Here is a 16,777-nt window from a genome sequence, read left to right as displayed (position 1 = left end):
GGATTGAGGCAAGCCGCAAAAAATGTGGCCGACTCCATCCGTGTAGGAGCGAGGCTTGCCCGCGAAGAGGCCCTGACAGACAACGAAAAGACACACAGGCAACAACCCGAGCAATCAACGCGCCGCCGATCCATGGCGACGCGACCGCTACATAAAAACAACAGCGAGGTGAAAGCATGTCTGGCAATCGTGGTGTGGTGTATCTCGGCAATGGCAAAGTCGAAATACAGAAAATCGACTATCCGAAAATGCAGGACCCGCGCGGCAGGAAGATCAACCATGCTGTCATCCTGCGCGTGGTTTCCACCAACATCTGTGGTTCGGACCAGCACATGGTGCGCGGTCGTACCACCGCTCAGACCGGTCTGGTGCTGGGCCACGAAATTACCGGTGAAGTGATCGAGAAGGGCAGCGACGTCGAGAACCTGCAGATCGGCGACCTGGTTTCCGTACCGTTCAACGTGGCTTGCGGGCGCTGCCGTTCCTGCAAGGAAATGCACACCGGCGTTTGCCTGAGCGTGAACCCGGCGCGTCCAGGCGGTGCTTACGGTTACGTCGACATGGGCGACTGGACCGGCGGCCAGGCCGAATACGCGATGGTGCCGTACGCCGACTTCAACCTGCTGAAGCTGCCGGATCGCGATCGCGCGATGGAAAAAATCCGCGACCTGACCTGCCTCTCCGACATCCTGCCCACCGGTTACCACGGCGCAGTGACCGCCGGCGTTGGCCCGGGCAGCACCGTGTACATTGCAGGTGCCGGCCCGGTCGGCCTGGCCGCTGCCGCTTCCGCTCGCCTGCTGGGCGCGGCGGTGGTGATCATCGGCGACGTCAACACCGTCCGCCTGGCACACGCCAAGGCCCAGGGTTTCGAAATCGCCGACCTGTCCCTGGACACCCCGCTGCACGAACAAATCGCTGCACTGCTGGGCGAGCCAGAAGTGGATTGCGCCGTCGACGCCGTAGGCTTCGAAGCGCGCGGCCACGGCCATGACGGCGTGAAACACGAGGCCCCGGCCACCGTGCTCAACTCGTTGATGGGCGTGGTGCGGGTTGCCGGCAAAATCGGTATCCCGGGCCTGTACGTGACCGAAGATCCAGGTGCTGTGGATGCCGCCGCAAAAATGGGCAGCCTGAGCATCCGCTTCGGTCTGGGCTGGGCCAAATCCCACAGCTTCCACACCGGCCAGACCCCAGTGATGAAGTACAACCGCCAGCTGATGCAGGCCATCATGTGGGACCGCATTCACATTGCCGACATCGTTGGCGTAGAGGTTATTAGCCTCGATGATGCGCCACGCGGGTATGGCGAGTTCGATGCGGGCGTGCCGAAGAAGTTTGTGATTGATCCGCATAAGTTGTTTAGTGCGGCGTAAACGTTCAGCAATAAAAAACGGCGCCTCTTGAGGCGCCGTTTTTTTTGCATTGCCAATCAGCAATCAGCGCACGGTAAATGTGCAAGCCGATACAGAGGTTGCTTTACATTCTTTGTTAACGGTACCAGCACTGTTTTTATTGTTGCCGCTTGTTGATTTGTTCTCGTCTGCCCAGATACCTGTTTCACCGCTCGCCATTGTTGGCGTTCTCAGCGAAAGCCTGACGCGGTCGTTTTTTCCTTTACCTTCGTAATTGCATTTTACGAAGCTGATGACGCTATCTGGTTTATCGGCGGGATCCTCACCCTGCGAACCAACCTTGCGCTGGGCGAGCATCACATCGGAGAATTTCATACCGTCAGCTTTCGTATAGTCAACATTCGCTGGGTCGGCGCCTGTCTCTTCGTTGGTGCCTTTCCATTCGTCGACGCTGTATTCATAAATACCGTTAACGTTTGTAGCTTTGACAGTGCTTAGTGCCGGGCAACTTTCGGCGAGCGTGTAGGTGCTTGCCATCAGCGTCATCAACGTTAATGCACCGAGCTTCAGGCCTTTTAGTGCGTTGTTTGATTGGGTGAAAAACTGCATGGGTTGTACTCCGTTATATTGTTGGAGTACTAATGCTATGGGGATACGATTCTATCGCCAACTGTCATATCTGACAGTTATCTATACCTTTATGTTTTTTACAGTTGGTATTTTAGAACAATTATGAATAACACTTGCTCAGAGAGACAACCTTGCGCGGCGGTCAGTTGGGTCCATTTTTTATTCTTTAAACGAGTTGCTTATTGCCCCATGGAGAATGAGCATGTTCTGATCGACTCAATACAGATATTGTCTTTGTCCCATTTTCCGGAGATTGGCTTCCACTTGGCTGCATAGTGATCCATAGACAAGTTTCCGTAACGGCAGCTCATTTGACTGACCTCTTTGATCAAACCGTCTTCGCCTTCGTCTTGGGTTATGTATCTCGCGCTTTGAAAGCCAAAGTCGGGTTTTTCGTCTAGAAAGTATTCACCTTCCCACTTCCGACCAGACTCGTCTGTCGCGGTATATCCGTTGCTGATCTTTACGAAAGTTGACGGATCCGGGCAGGTATCTGCGTAGGCGTAACTGGCAGTGGTCAGAATTGTAAACAGGCCGGCAATAATCCTTGTTCGCATGGTAGTTTCCTTGTTTGTATTGTTTGTCTGTAATAAGCAGTATTGTTGATACCTATTGCCAGCTAATTGCGGTGATTCAAGAAAAGCCCATGCTTCAGGTGATGTTCGGAAGAGGGGCCGAAATAAACAGGTTTAATGGGGCTGTTGGTCGCTAACCACTTTGATGTTGTCTGCGTACCACTTTCCGTTATCGCCTTGGACGAGGTCATACGTCACCTTGTCGCCGACCTTTGGATGACGGTCATCTGGGGCGATGCTAAAGATAATTGGCTGAATCTCCAGATCTATGTTTTCCAAACTTGTCGATGGCGCCGAACTAGAGTCGTTCATGAGTGAGTGATCGAACTTTCCTGTTTTTCGCCTCATCGCTGCATCTCCAAAATGAATGGCCCGCGCTAACCATCAGGCAGCGCAGGTCTGATTGAGTTTTCAATCATTCGGGCTTTTACCATCGGGCCATACCTGCGCAGCCTGCATTCCTTTCTGTCCCTTTTCTGCAACAAAACTGACGAATTGCCCCTCCTTCAAACTTTTGAAGCCGGTTGTTTCTATCGCTTTGAAATGCACGAAAAGATCATCGCCTCCACCTTGTGGAGTGATAAATCCAAAACCCTTCTCATCATTGAACCATTTGACCGTACCGTCCTGTCTGTTCGACATATTAATGCTTCCTACATATTCGAAAACGAAGAGGTGTGAGCAGCTATTTAGCGGCTTATACCCAGTTGCCGTGTCACGAATTAAGCTTAAGTTGCGCTGCGGATGGGTCGCAACTGTCAGATCTGACAGGTTTTTATGCCAGTTCGACGTAATGAAAATATTTTTTATAGCTCGCAAGTAAGTCACTTATTCCGAGCGATAAACAAAACTTGTGGCAAAGGAGTTAGTCGGGCCGCCGCATCGCCCCGTCTAGTTGCGATGCAGTCCCATCGCCATTCTGCGTTTTGTGTCAGGAGTATTGAGTCGGCTGAATTTACGACGGCTACGGCACCGAACGGGGCGTGCGGCAGGCTGATAAGCCCCCACGCCACAAAAAGCGCGTCCCACCGCCGTGGTTTACAGAGCCGCCAACGCCCCTTGATACAACACCGGCCCCGTTGGTTGCCCCGTCGGCGAACCGCCCTTCGGCTCAAGACTCACCGCCAACGCAATCGGCTTGCCGATCAACGTCTTCTGCGCATCGCTCAGCTCTACGCGACCCTTGCCGCCCGCCGGGATCACCCCAAGGGAAACCGGCTTGCCGTCCGCCGGAATTGCCCACAATTCCAGACTGCGGCCTGGATCAACCGCTGCCAGCGTCAGCGGTTCGACTTTCAGATAATCCTCATGCGCTTCGACCTTCAGTGCAGGCTGCGCGTCGGCGCTCAGCAATGTGGCGCTGTAACGCGCATTGTCGCGGTTGTAGAGCACGCCCAGCGTCACTGCGATCACCAGCGAACATACCGCCGCCGTCACTCGCAGCCAATTCCAGAACGGACGTTTCTCTGGCACATGCAGTACTTGCGGCTCAATCCGCGCCGTAATGGCCTGCCAGACGCGATCCGGTACCGGTTGTTCGGGCAATGCATCGGTCAACGTGGCCAGGCTTTCCTGCCACTGCGCCAGTTCTGCGCGAAGGGCCGCATCCTCCAGCAGCAACTGTTCGAAACGTCGCCGAGCGGCAGAAGGCATCAAGCCAATCGCGTAGTCGGCAGCGAGGGCGCGGCGCAGGGTCGGGGTTTGATAGTTCATGACTCAAGGCACCTGCGCAGGCGCTCCATACCGCGGCGGATCCAGGATTTCACCGAGCCCAGGGGCGCGGCCAGATGTTCGGCCAGCTCAGAGCACGACAGCCCCTGAAAGTACGCCACGGTGATGGATTGGCGCTGCATGCCTTCGAGGCTTTCCAGGCAGCGGTTCAAGGCGCTGGCCTCGCGGGCGCTGCTCAATTGTTCATGGGCCGATGGGCTTTCATCCTCCAGCGCCTGTTCTTCCAGTTCGCTCAATGATCGGTCGCGATGTTTGCGTAACTGGTCGATGGCTTGATGGCGGGTGATGTTGATCATCCAGGTTAACGGTGCCGACAGGTGCGGTTCGTAGCGCGAGGCGTTGTTCCAAATGCGTACGAAGCTTTCCTGCAGGACTTCTTCCGCCAGGTCGGGGCGCTTCATGAAACGCAGTGCTACGCCATGCAGCCGTGGACCGACGCTGCGGTAAAGCGTCTCGAAAGCGCGGCGGTTGCCCAAAGAACACTGGGCCAGAAGCTGCCTGAGCTGATCGGCGTCGGCGATGGGAATAACGGTTCTCCAGACAGTCGACGTGGACTGCGCATGGTGCCGGTTGCAGGCAGAGGTTAGTTCACGGCGCGCTGTTGTTCCATTCACGGTGGACACCTCACAAAACCGCCGGCCCTGATGCGCAGAGCCGGCGGCACGGCTCAGCTTTTGGGCATCAGCACTTTGTCGATGACCTGAATCACGCCGTTGGACTGGTACACGTCATAGGTGGTGATGTCGGCGACGTCACCTTTCTCATCCTTGATCGTGATGTTGTGCGGGCCGTTCATCATCACCCACAACTTGCCGCCCGCGACGGTGGTCAGTTCGGCTTTGCCACCACCGGCCTTGATCTTCTCGGCCAGGGTCATCATGTCGAGTTTTCCGGCGACCACGTGGTAGGTGAGAAGGTGGCTCAAGGTTGCCTTGTTGGCGGGTTTGAGCAGAGTGTCGACGGTGCCGGCGGGCAGGGCGGTGAAGGCCGAATTGACGGGGGCAAAAACGGTGAACGGACCTTTGCCCTTGAGGGTGTCGACCAGGCCTGCGGCTTTCACGGCGGCGACCAGGGTGGTGTGATCGGCCGAGTTAACGGCGTTATCGATGATGTCCTTACTCGGCAGCATGCTCTGGCCGCCGACCATGACCGAGTCGTGGCTCATGGTGGCTGCTTGCACGGTGTTCAGGGCGAATCCGCCGCCAAGGGCCAGGGTCAGCAGGCTGGCAATCAACGGCATTTTGATCGAAGTGCATTTCATGGTGATGATCCTTGTGCAGGGAATCGGCCAGGAAAGTCTGTCCGTGCTTGATATACGCAGGCGGGGTTAGACTGGATGCAGCATCAGGAAGATCTTTTTTGACGCGCATGATCCCTGTGGGAGTTGGGAACAATCCCGGGGGATGCCAGTCGAACGCACAGTTTTTCGCCGCCCATGGGTGGGCGGTTTATGCCTAAAGAGGTTGTCTCGATGAAGATTTCACGCGGTTTTGCACTGGCTTCGCTGATGACCCTGGCGGCCGGCCCGGTCTTCGCCGGGTTCAGCCTGGACGATGTGACCAAAGCGGCCTCGAGCATGCAGGGCGGTAATGCAGCCGCCGCCGCGGCGCCGACTTCAGAAACAGCCGGTTTGTTGAGCGCGCTCAGCCAACTGAACGTAACGCCACAACAAGCCGTTGGCGGAACAGGGGCGATGCTGGGGCTGGCAAAAAATCAATTGAGCTCGACCGATTACTCGGAACTGGCCAAAAGCGTTCCGGGGATCGACAAGTTGTCCGGCGGCGGTGAGCTGGGTGCGCTCGCTGGATTGCTCGGGTCGTCCGGTAAATCGGCCGGTCTGGAAAACGCGTTGGGCGCCGTAAAGAACACCAACGATCTGAACAACGCTTTCAGCGCGTTGGGTATGGACAGCGGCATGATCGGCCAGTTTGCCCCGGTGCTTTTGCAATACCTGGGTCAACAGGGCGTCGGCGGTTCGCTGCTGGAAAGCCTGGGCGGGATCTGGGGCGCCGGCACCGGCAGTTGATTCAACGGCGTCCGGCGCGCAAGGCGTCGATGCGTTGATCCTTCTCGATCCAGAGTTGGTTGACCCAGTTCTGGATCGTTTCGCGAAACTGCGGATCGTTTTCGTAATCGCCTTGCCACAGCGCCGGGTCGAGTTCGCGGGTCTTGATATCGATGATGACCCTCGGCACGGTGCCGCTGATCAAGTCCCAAAACCCCGGAATCTTCTGCTGCGGATACACCACCGTCACATCGAGAACAGCGTCCAGCTGTTCGCCCATCGCCGCCAATACAAACGCCACGCCACCAGCCTTGGGTTTGAGCAGGTGAGTGAACGGTGATTGCTGTTGAGCGCTTTTCGCAGCGGTGTATCGGGTGCCTTCCAGGTAGTTGACCACGGCCACCGGCTGACGCTTGTACAGCTCGCACGCCGCTTTAGTGATTTCCAGATCCTTGCCGGCCAGCTCAGGGTGCTTCGCCAGAAATGCCTTGGTGTAGCGCTTCATGAACGGGTAATCCAGTGCCCACCACGCCAGCCCCAGGAACGGCACCCAGATCAGTTCTTTCTTGAGGAAGAACTTGAAGAACGGCGTGCGGCGGTTCAGCGTCTGGATCAGCGCCGGGATATCGACCCAGGATTGATGGTTGCTGATCACCAGATACGACGTGTAGCGGCGCAGATCATCGCCGCCGCGGATGTCCCATGGGGTGGGGATGCACAGGCGGAAGATCAGCTTGTCGATTTCGGCCCAGGTTTCGGCGATCCACATCACCGCCCATGAGGCGTAGTCGCGAAAACGGCCGGGCAGGATCAGTTTGAGCAGGGCAAACACCATCAGTGGCCCGAACAGGACCAGGGTGTTGAGCAACAGCAGCAGGGTAACGAAACAGCCGGTGAGCAGGCGGCGCATAAGTAACTCTTGAAAGCGTTCGGGCGCGCAATGATAAGCAGCTTCGGGCGACAGGCCAAATCGGCGGTGACGAATGTTTCACTTTTACATCGTTATGCTGCAGCCTCATCAGATCTCTGTGGCGAGGGAGCTTGCTCCCGCTGGGCTGCGAAGCGGCCCTAAAACCATACGACGCGATGTTTCTGTTACACCGTATGAACCGATTTTACGACTGCTGCGCAGCCGAGCGGGAGCAAGCTCCCTCGCCACAAAGTTATGTGGTCGTCCAACTATCGTTGTTGTTTGCGGTCTAGAATTCGGCTACGCCCCAATTCCCCAAGGAAGCCCATTACGTGAAATCCCTCCTTGCACTGCTCTCCCTCGTGGCCCTGCCGGTCCTGGCCGCTGAGCCAACGCTGTACGGGCGTTACGAATACATTGCGCTGCCGGAAATCGGCGGCGAAGTCCTTAAAGCCAAAATGGACACCGGCGCCCTGACGGCATCGCTGTCGGCCAAGGACATCGAAACCTTCACCCGTGACGGCGACGAGTGGGTGCGTTTCCGCCTCGCCACCAAAGACGCGAGCAACAAGGTCTACGAGCACAAGGTCGCGCGGATCAGCAAGATCAAGACCCGCTCCGAAGAAGACGAGGATGACAAGGAAGCCATCGAGCCCACCAAGCGTCCGGTGGTCGATCTGGTGCTGTGCCTGGGCAACGTCAAGCGCACCGTCGAGGTCAATCTCACCGACCGCAGCAGCTTCAATTATCCGTTGTTGATCGGCGCCAAGGCCCTGCGTGAATTCGGCGCGGCGGTAAACCCGGCGCGACGTTTCACCGCCGACAAACCCGACTGCTGATTGACGGAATGTGAGGCTTGGGGCACCGTTCGCCCACTTAACTGCCGGGCTCGGACGCCATGCCTCATATCCTGATAGTCGAAGACGAAGCGGCGATTGCCGACACCCTGATATTCGCGTTGCAGGGCGAGGGGTTCACCACCACCTGGCTGAGCCTCGGCGCGGCTGCGCTGGAGCATCAGCGCCAGACCCCGGCCGACCTGATCATTCTCGACATTGGCCTGCCGGACATCAGCGGCTTCGAGACCTGCAAGCAGCTGCGGCGTTTCAGCGAAGTGCCGGTGATCTTCCTCAGCGCCCGTGATGCGGAAATCGACCGCGTGGTGGGCCTGGAAATCGGCGCCGACGATTACGTGGTCAAGCCGTTCAGCCCCCGGGAAGTCGCGGCGCGGGTCCGGGCGATTCTCAAGCGCATGGCGCCGCGACCGGTGGCCGAAGTCTCATCGACGTTGTTTCGGATCGACAGCGAACGCGTGCAGATCAGTTATCGCAATCAGCCATTGAGCCTCACCCGCCACGAATTCCGTCTGCTGCAATGCTTGCTGGAACAACCCGAACGGGTCTTCAGTCGCGAGCAATTACTCGATGCGCTGGGTGTCGCCGCCGATGCCGGTTACGACCGCAGCATCGACAGCCACATCAAAAGCGTGCGCGCCAAATTGCGTCTGGTGAAGGCCGACGCCGAGCCGATCCAGACCCATCGCGGCCTCGGTTACAGCTACAGCCCGGGGCACAGCTGATGCCGCTGGGGATCCGGATTTTCCTGGTCTACGTGCTGTTCATCGGCCTGACTGGTTACTTCGTGCTCAACACCGTGATGGAAGAAATACGCCCCGGGGTGCGTCAGTCCACGGAAGAAACCCTGGTCGACACCGCTAACCTGATGGCCGAGATCCTGCGTGACGACTTCAAGGCCGGCACCCTCAACCAGAACCGCTGGCCCGAGCTGCTCAAGGCCTACGGCGAACGGCAGCCGAAGGCGAGCATCTGGGGTTTGCCGAAGAACCAGGTCAACCACCGCATCTACGTCACCGACGCCAAAGGCACCGTGGTGCTGGACTCCAGTGGCGCGGCGGTGGGGCAGGATTACTCGCGCTGGAACGACGTCTACCTGACGTTGCGCGGTGAATATGGCGCGCGTTCCACCCGCAGCGATCCGAACGATGCGAACTCCTCAGTGATGCACGTCGGCGCGCCGATTCGCGACAACGGTCAGATCATCGGCGTGGTCACCGTGGCCAAGCCCAACAGTTCACTGCAGCCTTACGTTGATCGCACCGAACGTCGATTGCTCGCCTATGGCGCGGGGCTGATCGGCCTGGGTCTGCTGTTCGGCGCGCTGTTGTCGTGGTGGTTGAGCGCGGCGCTGCGGCGGTTGACGGCTTATGCGCAGGCGGTGAGTGAAGGGCGGCGCGTCGAGGTGCCGCATTATCGTGGTGGGGAGCTGGAGCAGCTGGCGACGGCGGTGGAACAGATGCGAACGCAGCTGGAAGGCAAAGCCTACGTCGAGCGTTATGTGCACACCCTGACCCATGAATTGAAAAGCCCGTTGGCGGCGATTCGTGGTGCGGCGGAGTTGCTGCAAGGTGAAATGCCGTTGGCTCAGCAACAACGTTTCGTCAGCAACATCGACAGCGAAAGTGTGCGGATGCAGCAGTTGATTGAACGGTTGCTGAACCTGGCCCAGGTTGAACAGCGACAAGGGCTGGAAGAGCGAGTGGCGGTGTCGTTGGCGGGTTTGGTCGATGAGTTATTGAATGCCCAAGCTGCGCGTATCGAAGGTAAAAAGTTGCGTGTGGAACAGCAGATTTCGCCGGACATGAATCTGCATGGCGAGCCGTTTCTGTTGCGTCAGGCGGTGGGGAATCTGCTGGAGAATGCCTTGGATTTCACGCCTGCCAACGGTGTGCTGCGGTTCAGTGCCGAGCATGTCGGGGAGCAGGTCGAGTTCAGGCTGTTCAACCAGGCTGAGGCGATTCCCGACTATGCGTTGCCGCGTTTGAGTGAGCGTTTTTACTCGCTGCCGCGACCGGATAGCGGGCGCAAGAGCACTGGGTTGGGGCTTAACTTTGTGGAAGAAGTGGTCAAGTTGCATGGCGGGTCGTTGAGCATTGGCAATGTCGAGGGTGGGGTGGAAGTCGTATTGCGCCTGGCATAGGACCGAGTTGTGGCCAATCGCGAGCAGGCTCACTCCTACAGGGGATCGCGGTCAAATGTAGGAGTGAGCCGGCTCCGGGCGGCGTTCCGACGATTGGGCCGGCCCAGTCTCCACACACTCTCCATATTCCCCCCATAAATCCCCCACACACCCATTCCAGACTCTCCCCCATCCAAACAGGGAGAGTCCCATGAACCGCAGCCTGACCATAAAACTCGGGGCCATTGCCCTTCTGATTCTGTTATTGCTCATCCCGTTGCTGATGATCAACGGCGTCATCCAGGACCGCCAGCAATTGCGCGACGGTGTGCTCGAAGACATTGCCCGCAGTTCCAGCTACAGCCAGCAATTGAGCGGGCCGCTGATGGTGGTGCCGTACCGCAAAGTGGTGCGCACCTGGAAACTCAACGAGAAAACCAACGAGCGCTACCAGGAAGTCGGTGAAGAGCGCGGTCGTCTGTATTTCCTCCCAGAACGCTTCGAACTTGATGGCCAGGTGCAGACCGAACTGCGTTCCCGAGGCATTTATGAGGCGCGGTTGTTCCATGCCGATAACCGCATCAGCGGGCATTTCTCGGTCCCGGCACAACTGGGCATCAAGGAAGACTTCGCCGATTACCAGTTCGATCAGCCGTTCTTGGCCGTCGGCATCAGCGACATTCGCGGCATCGAAAATGCCCTGAAACTCGAACTCAACGACCAGCGTCTGGACTTTGTTCCGGGCAGTCAGGTGGGCTGGTTAGGCGAAGGTGTACACGTAACGCTGCCGGCGCTGGATGCCAGACAAGCGACGGAATTGACCTTCGGTTTCGACCTGCGGCTGCAAGGCACCGGTCAGTTGCAGATCCTGCCGGTGGGCAAGACCAGCAAAGTGTCGCTGAGCGCCAACTGGCCGCACCCAAGCTTCATCGGCAATTACCTGCCGGCCCAGCGTGAAGTCACCGATCAGGGATTTACCGCAAACTGGCAGACCTCGTTTTTCTCCACCAACCTGCAAGAAGCGCTGAGCAGTTGTGTGTCCGGCGGTGGTTGCGAGGCGTACAACGGCCGCAGCTTTGGCGTGAGTTTCATTGATCCGGTGGACCAGTACCTGAAGAGCGATCGGGCAATCAAATATGCGTTGCTGTTCATCGTCCTGACCTTTGCCGGATTCTTCCTCTTCGAAGTGCTGAAAAGCCTCGCGGTGCACCCGGTGCAATATGCGTTGGTGGGCGTGGCGCTGGCGTTCTTCTATCTGTTGCTGCTGTCGCTGTCGGAGCACATCGGTTTTGCCTTGGCCTATCTGTTATCGGCGGGCGGCTGCGTGCTGCTGATCGGGTTCTATGTCTGCCATGTGCTGCGCAGCGTGCGTCACGGCTTGAGCTTTTCGGCGGGGTTGGCGGCACTGTATGGCTTGCTCTACGGCTTGTTGAGTGCCGAGGATTACGCGTTGTTGATGGGCTCGTTGTTGCTGTTCGGCTTGCTCGGCGTGTTCATGGTGCTGACCCGCAAGCTGGACTGGTACGGGATCGGGCAGAAATCGGCCAAGCCTTTAGCGTTTGATATTGGAGCGGTGGAATGAGCCGGTCGCTGGGGTTGCGCGAGGATCAGCGGGAAGGGGAGGTATTGGCGACGTTGATTGCGGTGTTGTTTCCTGTGGATCCGGTGTGCCGCCATCGCGAGCAGGCTCGCTCCCACAAAGGATCTCCAGCGAACACAAACCCTGTGAACACCAAAAAACCACTGTAGGAGTGAGCCTGCTCGCGATGAGGCAGGAACAGTCAGCGAAGATTCAAACCTTCGGCATCGTCGCCAACATCGAAGGCCGCTGACTCACCTCGAAATACCACGCCGCCAACTGCGGATTCGCCTCGCGCCATCCCAGATCCGGATGGCGCAAGTCGAGGTAACCCAGCGCACACGCCACGCTGATCGCCGCCACATCGAAATGGCTGGTCAGCTCGGCAATCGCGTCCTTCTCCAACAGCGCCAGCGCGCGACGAATCTTGTCGCGCTGGCCATCGAGCCATGCGTCCCAGTGTTTCTCTGGGGCGCGCAGGGCCACTTCATAGCGAACCATCACCGAAGCATCCATGATCCCGTCGGCCAGGGAGGCCAGGGTAAGGCGCCGCCAGCGGGCCGAGCCATCGCGGGGGATCAGCGGGTTGCCGACGTGTTGGTGATCGAGGTAATCGAGGATCACCCGGCTGTCATGGATGACGTTGCCGTCGGCCAGGCGCAGGGCCGGGATCTTGCCCAGCGGGTTGTCTTCGTTGAGGGTCTGGTCCGGGCTTACCGGCGTGAGCACGCAGTCTTGCAGCGCCACGCGGTCGGTCTGACCGGTTTCGTGCAACAGCACCATGACTTTGCGAACGAAGGGCGATAACGAATTGTGGAACAGGGTCATGCTGGGGGCGGACATGGCAACGTCTCGGTATTGGGCAGTGCTGGGCAGCATAGCGCGTTGATCCGGGAGCTCAAGCGGATGGTGGTCAAACCCAAGCGCCTGCCGTCATGTGACGCCAATGACTTGTAGCAGCTGCCGAGCAGCGCGAGGCTGCGCAGCAGTCGTAATCCTGCAATCGTGATGTTTCAGGTACACCGCGCTTGCCGGACTGCGGCCGCTGCGCAGCCGAACGCAGCCTCGCGTTGCTCGGCAGCTGCTACAGGATGCTCCAGTGAGTTCAAATCAGCGGCGTTGCAGAAGGCCGCGCAGGGCAAGGACGGCAGGGACGCCCAGGCCGAGCCAGCTCAAGGCATCCCACACGCCATCGCCCAGTAGCGCGGCGAACAACCCTGCGGCGCTGAGCAGGGCGATCACGGTGGGCGTGGCGAAGACCTTCCAGAAGTTCGACTGTCGCGGCCTCATGCTTGCGCCTCCGCTTGTTCGAGCACAGGTTTTTTTGCCGCTTTGCGCCGCACCACCCAAAGATAAACCCCACTGCCCAGCACGATGATGGTCAGCACATCCAGGGTCGCCCAGAGGATTTTCATCGGCATGCCGCCGTAATCACCGAAGTGCAGGGGTTGCGACATGCCCATGGCGTCCATGTACCACGGTCGTTCGGCCACTGCTGTGACGTGCAGGGTACTGGCGTCGATCAACACCGGAGTCAGCAAGTGCGAAGTCAGGTGGGTGCTGCCCTTCATGAATACGGCGTAATGGTGTTCGCTGGAAAACCGAGTGCCGGGGAAGGCAATGAAATCGGGTTGCATGCCCGGCGCGACTTCCTTGGCGATGTCGAGCAAAAGGGTCGCCGGTGCCAGGTGCGTCAGTGGTGGTGCATCGCGGTACGGCGCGATCATCGCGCTCAGGGCGTCGTTGCGCCATGCGGCGATCAGCAGGTCGGCGCAGGCACTGATCACGCCGGTTACACCGACCACCAGCGCCCAGGTCAGGGTGACCACGCCGATCAGGTTATGCAGGTCGAGCCAGCGCAGACGCGTGGATTTGTCCTGGCGCACGGTGGCGAATTTCAAGCGACGCATGAACGGCAGGTACAGCACCGTCCCGGAAACGATCGCCACGACAAACATCAGCCCCATGAACGCCAGCAGCAATTTGCCCGGCAGGCCGGCGAACATGTCCACGTGCAGGCGCAGCATCACCATCATGAAACCGCCGTTGGCCGACGGCATTTCCAGCGCTTCGCCGGTGCGGGCGTCGAGCATGAAGGTGTGCGACGAATTGGGCTCGGTGCCAGCGGTGGCTGCCATGATGGCGATCGCCCCGTTGGGTTCTTCCTCGTCAAAGCCGAAATACTGCATGACTTCGCCGGGACGATGCTTTTCAGCCGCCTGCACCAACTGCTGCAAATTCAGTTGCGGGGTATCCGCCGGCATTTGCTTCAACTCGGCGGCATCGCCCAGCAGATGGTCGATCTCGTGGTGAAAGATCAACGGCAGGCCGGTCAGCGCCAGCATCAGCAGGAACACCGTGCAGATCAGGCTGGTCCAGGTGTGGACGAACGACCAGCGGCGAATTGTTTTACTTTTCATTTCATGGCCTTTAGAAATACCAAAGCCGTCCTCGAAGGACGGCTTGGGTCTTGGAGCGTTTCAGCTCAGGCAATTACCACTTGTAAGTGGCACTGGCGACGACGCTGCGCTGGTCGCCGTAGTAGCAGTAGAAACTGTCACAGGTGGAAATGTAATCCTTGTCCAGCAGGTTGGTGGCGTTAAGCGCCAAGGACGCGCCTTTCAGGCTGTTGTCCAGACGGCCGAGGTCGTAATGGACGGCGGCGTCGAACACGGTATAGGCATCGGCCTTGCCCAAAAAGGTGTTGGCCTGGTCGCCGTAGGTGTTGCCGGTGTAACGCGCGCCGGCACCAAGGCCGAAGCCGTCCAGCACGCCGTTGTGCCAGGTGTAATCAGCCCACAGCGAAGCTTGTTGGTTAGGCATCAGTTGTAGACGGTTGCCCTTGTTGTCGCCTTTTTGCACTTCGGACTTGGCCAGGGTGTAGGCAGCAATGATCTTCAGGTTTTCGGTGACGTCGGACACCGCTTCCAGCTCCAGGCCCTTGACCTTCACTTCGCCGGTCTGGCTGGTGATCGGTGTCGCGCCGACGGTGGTGGTGACCGAGACGTTTTTCTGGGTCAGGTCATACACCGCCGCGCTGAGCAGGGTGTTGCTGCCCGGTGGCTGGTACTTGATGCCCAATTCCCATTGCTTGCCTTCGGTTGGCTTGAACGATTCGGTGGTCGAGGCTGATGCGCCGGTGGTGGGTTGGAAGGATTCGGCGTACGACAAGTACGGCACGAAGCCCGAGTCAAATACGTAACTGATCGCCGCGTTGCCGCTGAAGGCCTTGTCGCGTTCGGTGTTGGTGGCGTCGCCCTTGTTGAAGAACTCGGTGCTGGTGTGGACCCAATCCTCACGTCCGCCGACGGTCAGGCGCCATTGGTCGAGGGCCATTTGATCCTGCACGTACAGGCCGGTCTGGTAGGTCTTCTGGTTGTAGTCGTAGAACGCGGTGGAGCGCGGCGGACGAACGATTGGCTGGCCATAGATCGGGTTGTTGACGTTGGTGGTCAACCCGTTGCCGAAAATCGAGGTGTAGTTGGTGTTGCTGCGCTGGTGGTCGAGACCCAGCAACAGGGTGTGACGGACATCGCCGGTGGCGAAGTCGGCCTGGAAATTGTTATCCACGGCGAACTGGCTGATGTCTTCATCGACGATGGTGCTGGTGCGCCCGACGTTGCCTTGGTTATCAACCTGGGTGAACGGATACGAGCCGACAGTGAGCCCCTGGAACGACAGATCGGATTTGGTGTAACGCAGGTTCTGCTTGAACTGCCAGACGTCGTTCAGGCGATGTTCGAACGCATAGCCCAGCGCGTAGTAGGTGCGGTCGTAGTATTCCCAATCCGGGTCGCCGAGGTTCTTGTGATGGGACACCTTGCCGAACGGCATGTCGATCTTGGTGCCTTGCACCGGCAGGAACTGGCTGGTAATGCCGGTATCGTCGCGGGTGAATTGCGTGAGCAAGGTGAACTTGGTGTCTTCGTCGATGTTCCAGGTCAGGCTCGGCGCGATGTTGTAGCGCTTGTTGTCGACGTGGTCGATCTGCGTGCCGCTGTCGCGCACCACGCCGCTCAAGCTGTAGAGGAACTGGCCTTCGTCATCGATCTTGCCGGTGCTGGCGAAGTTGATCTGGCGCTGGTTGTCGCTGCCGTATTGCAACTGGATCTCGTGGCTGTCTTCAGCGGTTGGACGGCGGCTGACCATGTCCAGCAGGCCACCCGGCGGAGTCTGCCCATAAACCGAGGAAGCCGGGCCGCGCAGCAGGGCGAGGCGATCGAGGTTCCAGGTTTCCTGTTTCGGGTTGGCGTACGTGCCTTTTGGCAGAGGCAGGCCATCGAGGAACTGGGTCGGTTCGAAACCCCGTACGCGCAGCCAGTCGGCGCGGGTGTCGCTGCCGTAGCTGCTGGCGACGATGCCGGGCATGTAGCGCACGGCGTCATCGAGGTTCTGCACATTGCGATCTTCCATTTGCTGGCGGGTCGCGACCGAAATCGAGCGCGGCGCTTCGACCAGCGCGGTGTCGGTCTTGGTGCCGGCGGCGGTGCGCGTGGCGACGTAGCCTTCCACCGGGCCCCAGGCGCTTTCAGTATTTTCGACACCGATGACGGCGGTTTCCGGCAGGGCCAGCGTGCCTTCGGGAATAGCAACCAGGCTGTAGGTGCCGGCGCTGCTCTGTTCCAGTTGCAGACCGGAGCCGCGCAAGGCTTCACGCAGGGCGCCGGCCGCGTCGAACTGGCCCTTGACCGGCGCGGAGTTCTTGCCTGCTGCGAGCGATGGATTCAACGAGAGCGCGAGGCCCGCCTGGCTGGCGATCTGGTTCAGGGTGCTGGCCAATGGCGCGGCCGGCAGGTTGTAGGCGCGAACGCTGGACGCTTGTTCAGCGGCGATCAGCTGAGTGCTGGCCAAGGGCGTGCAAAGGGCAATGGCGACTGCCAGCAAGCTGGGGCGCAACAAGGTGTCTAGCGAACGGGACATACAGCGGCTCCTGAATGGAAATATTTCTCAATTGCCTAGGTGCCGAACGAGAATCCAAAAGTGATAGGGCTGGATGAAAATAATTTCGATTCAGTA

General features: G+C 58.9%; 17 protein-coding genes. 6 read left to right on the top strand and 11 right to left on the bottom strand.

Annotated elements, in window-relative coordinates; translation table 11 throughout:
* Window positions 1-176: 176 nt before the first annotated feature.
* A complete protein-coding gene (fdhA, locus tag ACYZTY_RS26145) occupies window positions 177-1,376 on the top strand; it encodes a formaldehyde dehydrogenase, glutathione-independent (protein ID WP_007947729.1) in 1,200 nt (399 codons plus the stop codon).
* Window positions 1,377-1,439: 63 nt separating this feature from the next.
* On the opposite strand, the gene ACYZTY_RS26140 is transcribed toward fdhA, so the two are convergent.
* The 6 genes from ACYZTY_RS26140 to ACYZTY_RS26115 form a co-directional block, all read right to left on the bottom strand.
* Window positions 1,440-1,964 (bottom strand): hypothetical protein, encoded by a 525-nt coding sequence (locus tag ACYZTY_RS26140; protein ID WP_461956040.1) that lies wholly within the window; start codon window positions 1,962-1,964, stop codon window positions 1,440-1,442.
* Window positions 1,965-2,164: 200 nt separating this feature from the next.
* The gene (locus tag ACYZTY_RS26135; RefSeq protein ID WP_461956039.1) at window positions 2,165-2,542 is read right to left on the bottom strand and encodes a hypothetical protein; all 378 of its coding nucleotides are present in this window, start codon (window positions 2,540-2,542) and stop codon (window positions 2,165-2,167) included.
* A 429-nt stretch (window positions 2,543-2,971) separates the two neighbouring features.
* On the bottom strand, window positions 2,972-3,202 hold the full coding sequence (locus ACYZTY_RS26130) for a cold-shock protein (RefSeq protein WP_461956038.1): 231 nt from the start codon (window positions 3,200-3,202) through the stop codon (window positions 2,972-2,974).
* A 396-nt stretch (window positions 3,203-3,598) separates the two neighbouring features.
* Entirely contained in the window at window positions 3,599-4,273 is a 675-nt protein-coding gene (locus tag ACYZTY_RS26125; protein ID WP_461956037.1) for an anti-sigma factor, read from the bottom strand.
* Complete coding sequence (locus ACYZTY_RS26120) at window positions 4,270-4,905, bottom strand: sigma-70 family RNA polymerase sigma factor (protein ID WP_461956036.1); 636 nt, start codon at window positions 4,903-4,905, stop codon at window positions 4,270-4,272. Before ACYZTY_RS26120 ends, ACYZTY_RS26125 begins: the two co-directional genes overlap by 4 nt.
* A gap of 53 nt (window positions 4,906-4,958) precedes the next feature.
* Window positions 4,959-5,552, bottom strand: coding sequence for a fasciclin domain-containing protein (locus ACYZTY_RS26115; RefSeq protein ID WP_461956035.1), 594 nt, complete (start codon window positions 5,550-5,552; stop codon window positions 4,959-4,961).
* Window positions 5,553-5,762: 210 nt separating this feature from the next.
* Here ACYZTY_RS26115 and ACYZTY_RS26110 point away from each other — a divergent pair, with 210 nt between their 5' ends.
* Window positions 5,763-6,317: a DUF2780 domain-containing protein gene (locus tag ACYZTY_RS26110; protein WP_461956034.1), complete on the top strand. Its 555-nt coding sequence runs from the start codon at window positions 5,763-5,765 to the stop codon at window positions 6,315-6,317.
* A gap of 1 nt (window position 6,318) precedes the next feature.
* On the opposite strand, the gene ACYZTY_RS26105 is transcribed toward ACYZTY_RS26110, so the two are convergent.
* On the bottom strand, window positions 6,319-7,206 hold the full coding sequence (locus tag ACYZTY_RS26105; RefSeq protein WP_461956033.1) for an acyltransferase: 888 nt from the start codon (window positions 7,204-7,206) through the stop codon (window positions 6,319-6,321).
* A 332-nt stretch (window positions 7,207-7,538) separates the two neighbouring features.
* Between ACYZTY_RS26105 and rloA2 the strand changes: the two genes are divergently transcribed.
* From rloA2 to creD, 4 genes are all read left to right on the top strand, one after another.
* The gene (rloA2, locus tag ACYZTY_RS26100) at window positions 7,539-8,045 is read left to right on the top strand and encodes a retropepsin-like aspartic peptidase RloA2 (protein ID WP_461956032.1); all 507 of its coding nucleotides are present in this window, start codon (window positions 7,539-7,541) and stop codon (window positions 8,043-8,045) included.
* 59 nt (window positions 8,046-8,104) lie between these two features.
* Window positions 8,105-8,785 carry a two-component system response regulator CreB gene (gene creB / locus ACYZTY_RS26095; protein WP_461956031.1) on the top strand — a complete coding sequence of 227 codons (681 nt, stop codon included), beginning with the start codon at window positions 8,105-8,107 and terminating at the stop codon, window positions 8,783-8,785.
* On the top strand, window positions 8,785-10,203 hold the full coding sequence (creC, locus tag ACYZTY_RS26090; RefSeq protein ID WP_461956030.1) for a two-component system sensor histidine kinase CreC: 1,419 nt from the start codon (window positions 8,785-8,787) through the stop codon (window positions 10,201-10,203). Before creB ends, creC begins: the two co-directional genes overlap by 1 nt.
* 190 nt (window positions 10,204-10,393) lie before the next feature.
* Window positions 10,394-11,764, top strand: coding sequence for a cell envelope integrity protein CreD (creD, locus tag ACYZTY_RS26085; RefSeq protein WP_461956029.1), 1,371 nt, complete (start codon window positions 10,394-10,396; stop codon window positions 11,762-11,764).
* Window positions 11,765-11,974: 210 nt separating this feature from the next.
* Here the strand turns inward: creD and ACYZTY_RS26080 are convergent, their stop codons facing one another.
* The 4 genes from ACYZTY_RS26080 to ACYZTY_RS26065 all read right to left on the bottom strand — a co-directional run bounded on the left by ACYZTY_RS26080 (window position 11,975) and on the right by ACYZTY_RS26065 (window position 16,681).
* Window positions 11,975-12,604: a glutathione S-transferase gene (locus ACYZTY_RS26080; protein ID WP_131060945.1), complete on the bottom strand. Its 630-nt coding sequence runs from the start codon at window positions 12,602-12,604 to the stop codon at window positions 11,975-11,977.
* A 267-nt stretch (window positions 12,605-12,871) separates the two neighbouring features.
* Window positions 12,872-13,051 carry a hypothetical protein gene (locus ACYZTY_RS26075; protein WP_010467072.1) on the bottom strand — a complete coding sequence of 60 codons (180 nt, stop codon included), beginning with the start codon at window positions 13,049-13,051 and terminating at the stop codon, window positions 12,872-12,874.
* Window positions 13,048-14,181 carry a PepSY-associated TM helix domain-containing protein gene (locus tag ACYZTY_RS26070; protein WP_461956028.1) on the bottom strand — a complete coding sequence of 378 codons (1,134 nt, stop codon included), beginning with the start codon at window positions 14,179-14,181 and terminating at the stop codon, window positions 13,048-13,050. Before ACYZTY_RS26070 ends, ACYZTY_RS26075 begins: the two co-directional genes overlap by 4 nt.
* 73 nt (window positions 14,182-14,254) lie before the next feature.
* Window positions 14,255-16,681, bottom strand: a complete 2,427-nt coding sequence (locus tag ACYZTY_RS26065) for a TonB-dependent siderophore receptor (protein WP_461956027.1) — start codon at window positions 16,679-16,681, stop codon at window positions 14,255-14,257.
* Between the last annotated feature and the right edge of the window lie 96 nt (window positions 16,682-16,777).

It is taken from the genome of Pseudomonas sp. LB1P83 (assembly GCF_054897885.1).
This window is presented reverse-complemented; position numbering and strand designations above follow the sequence as displayed.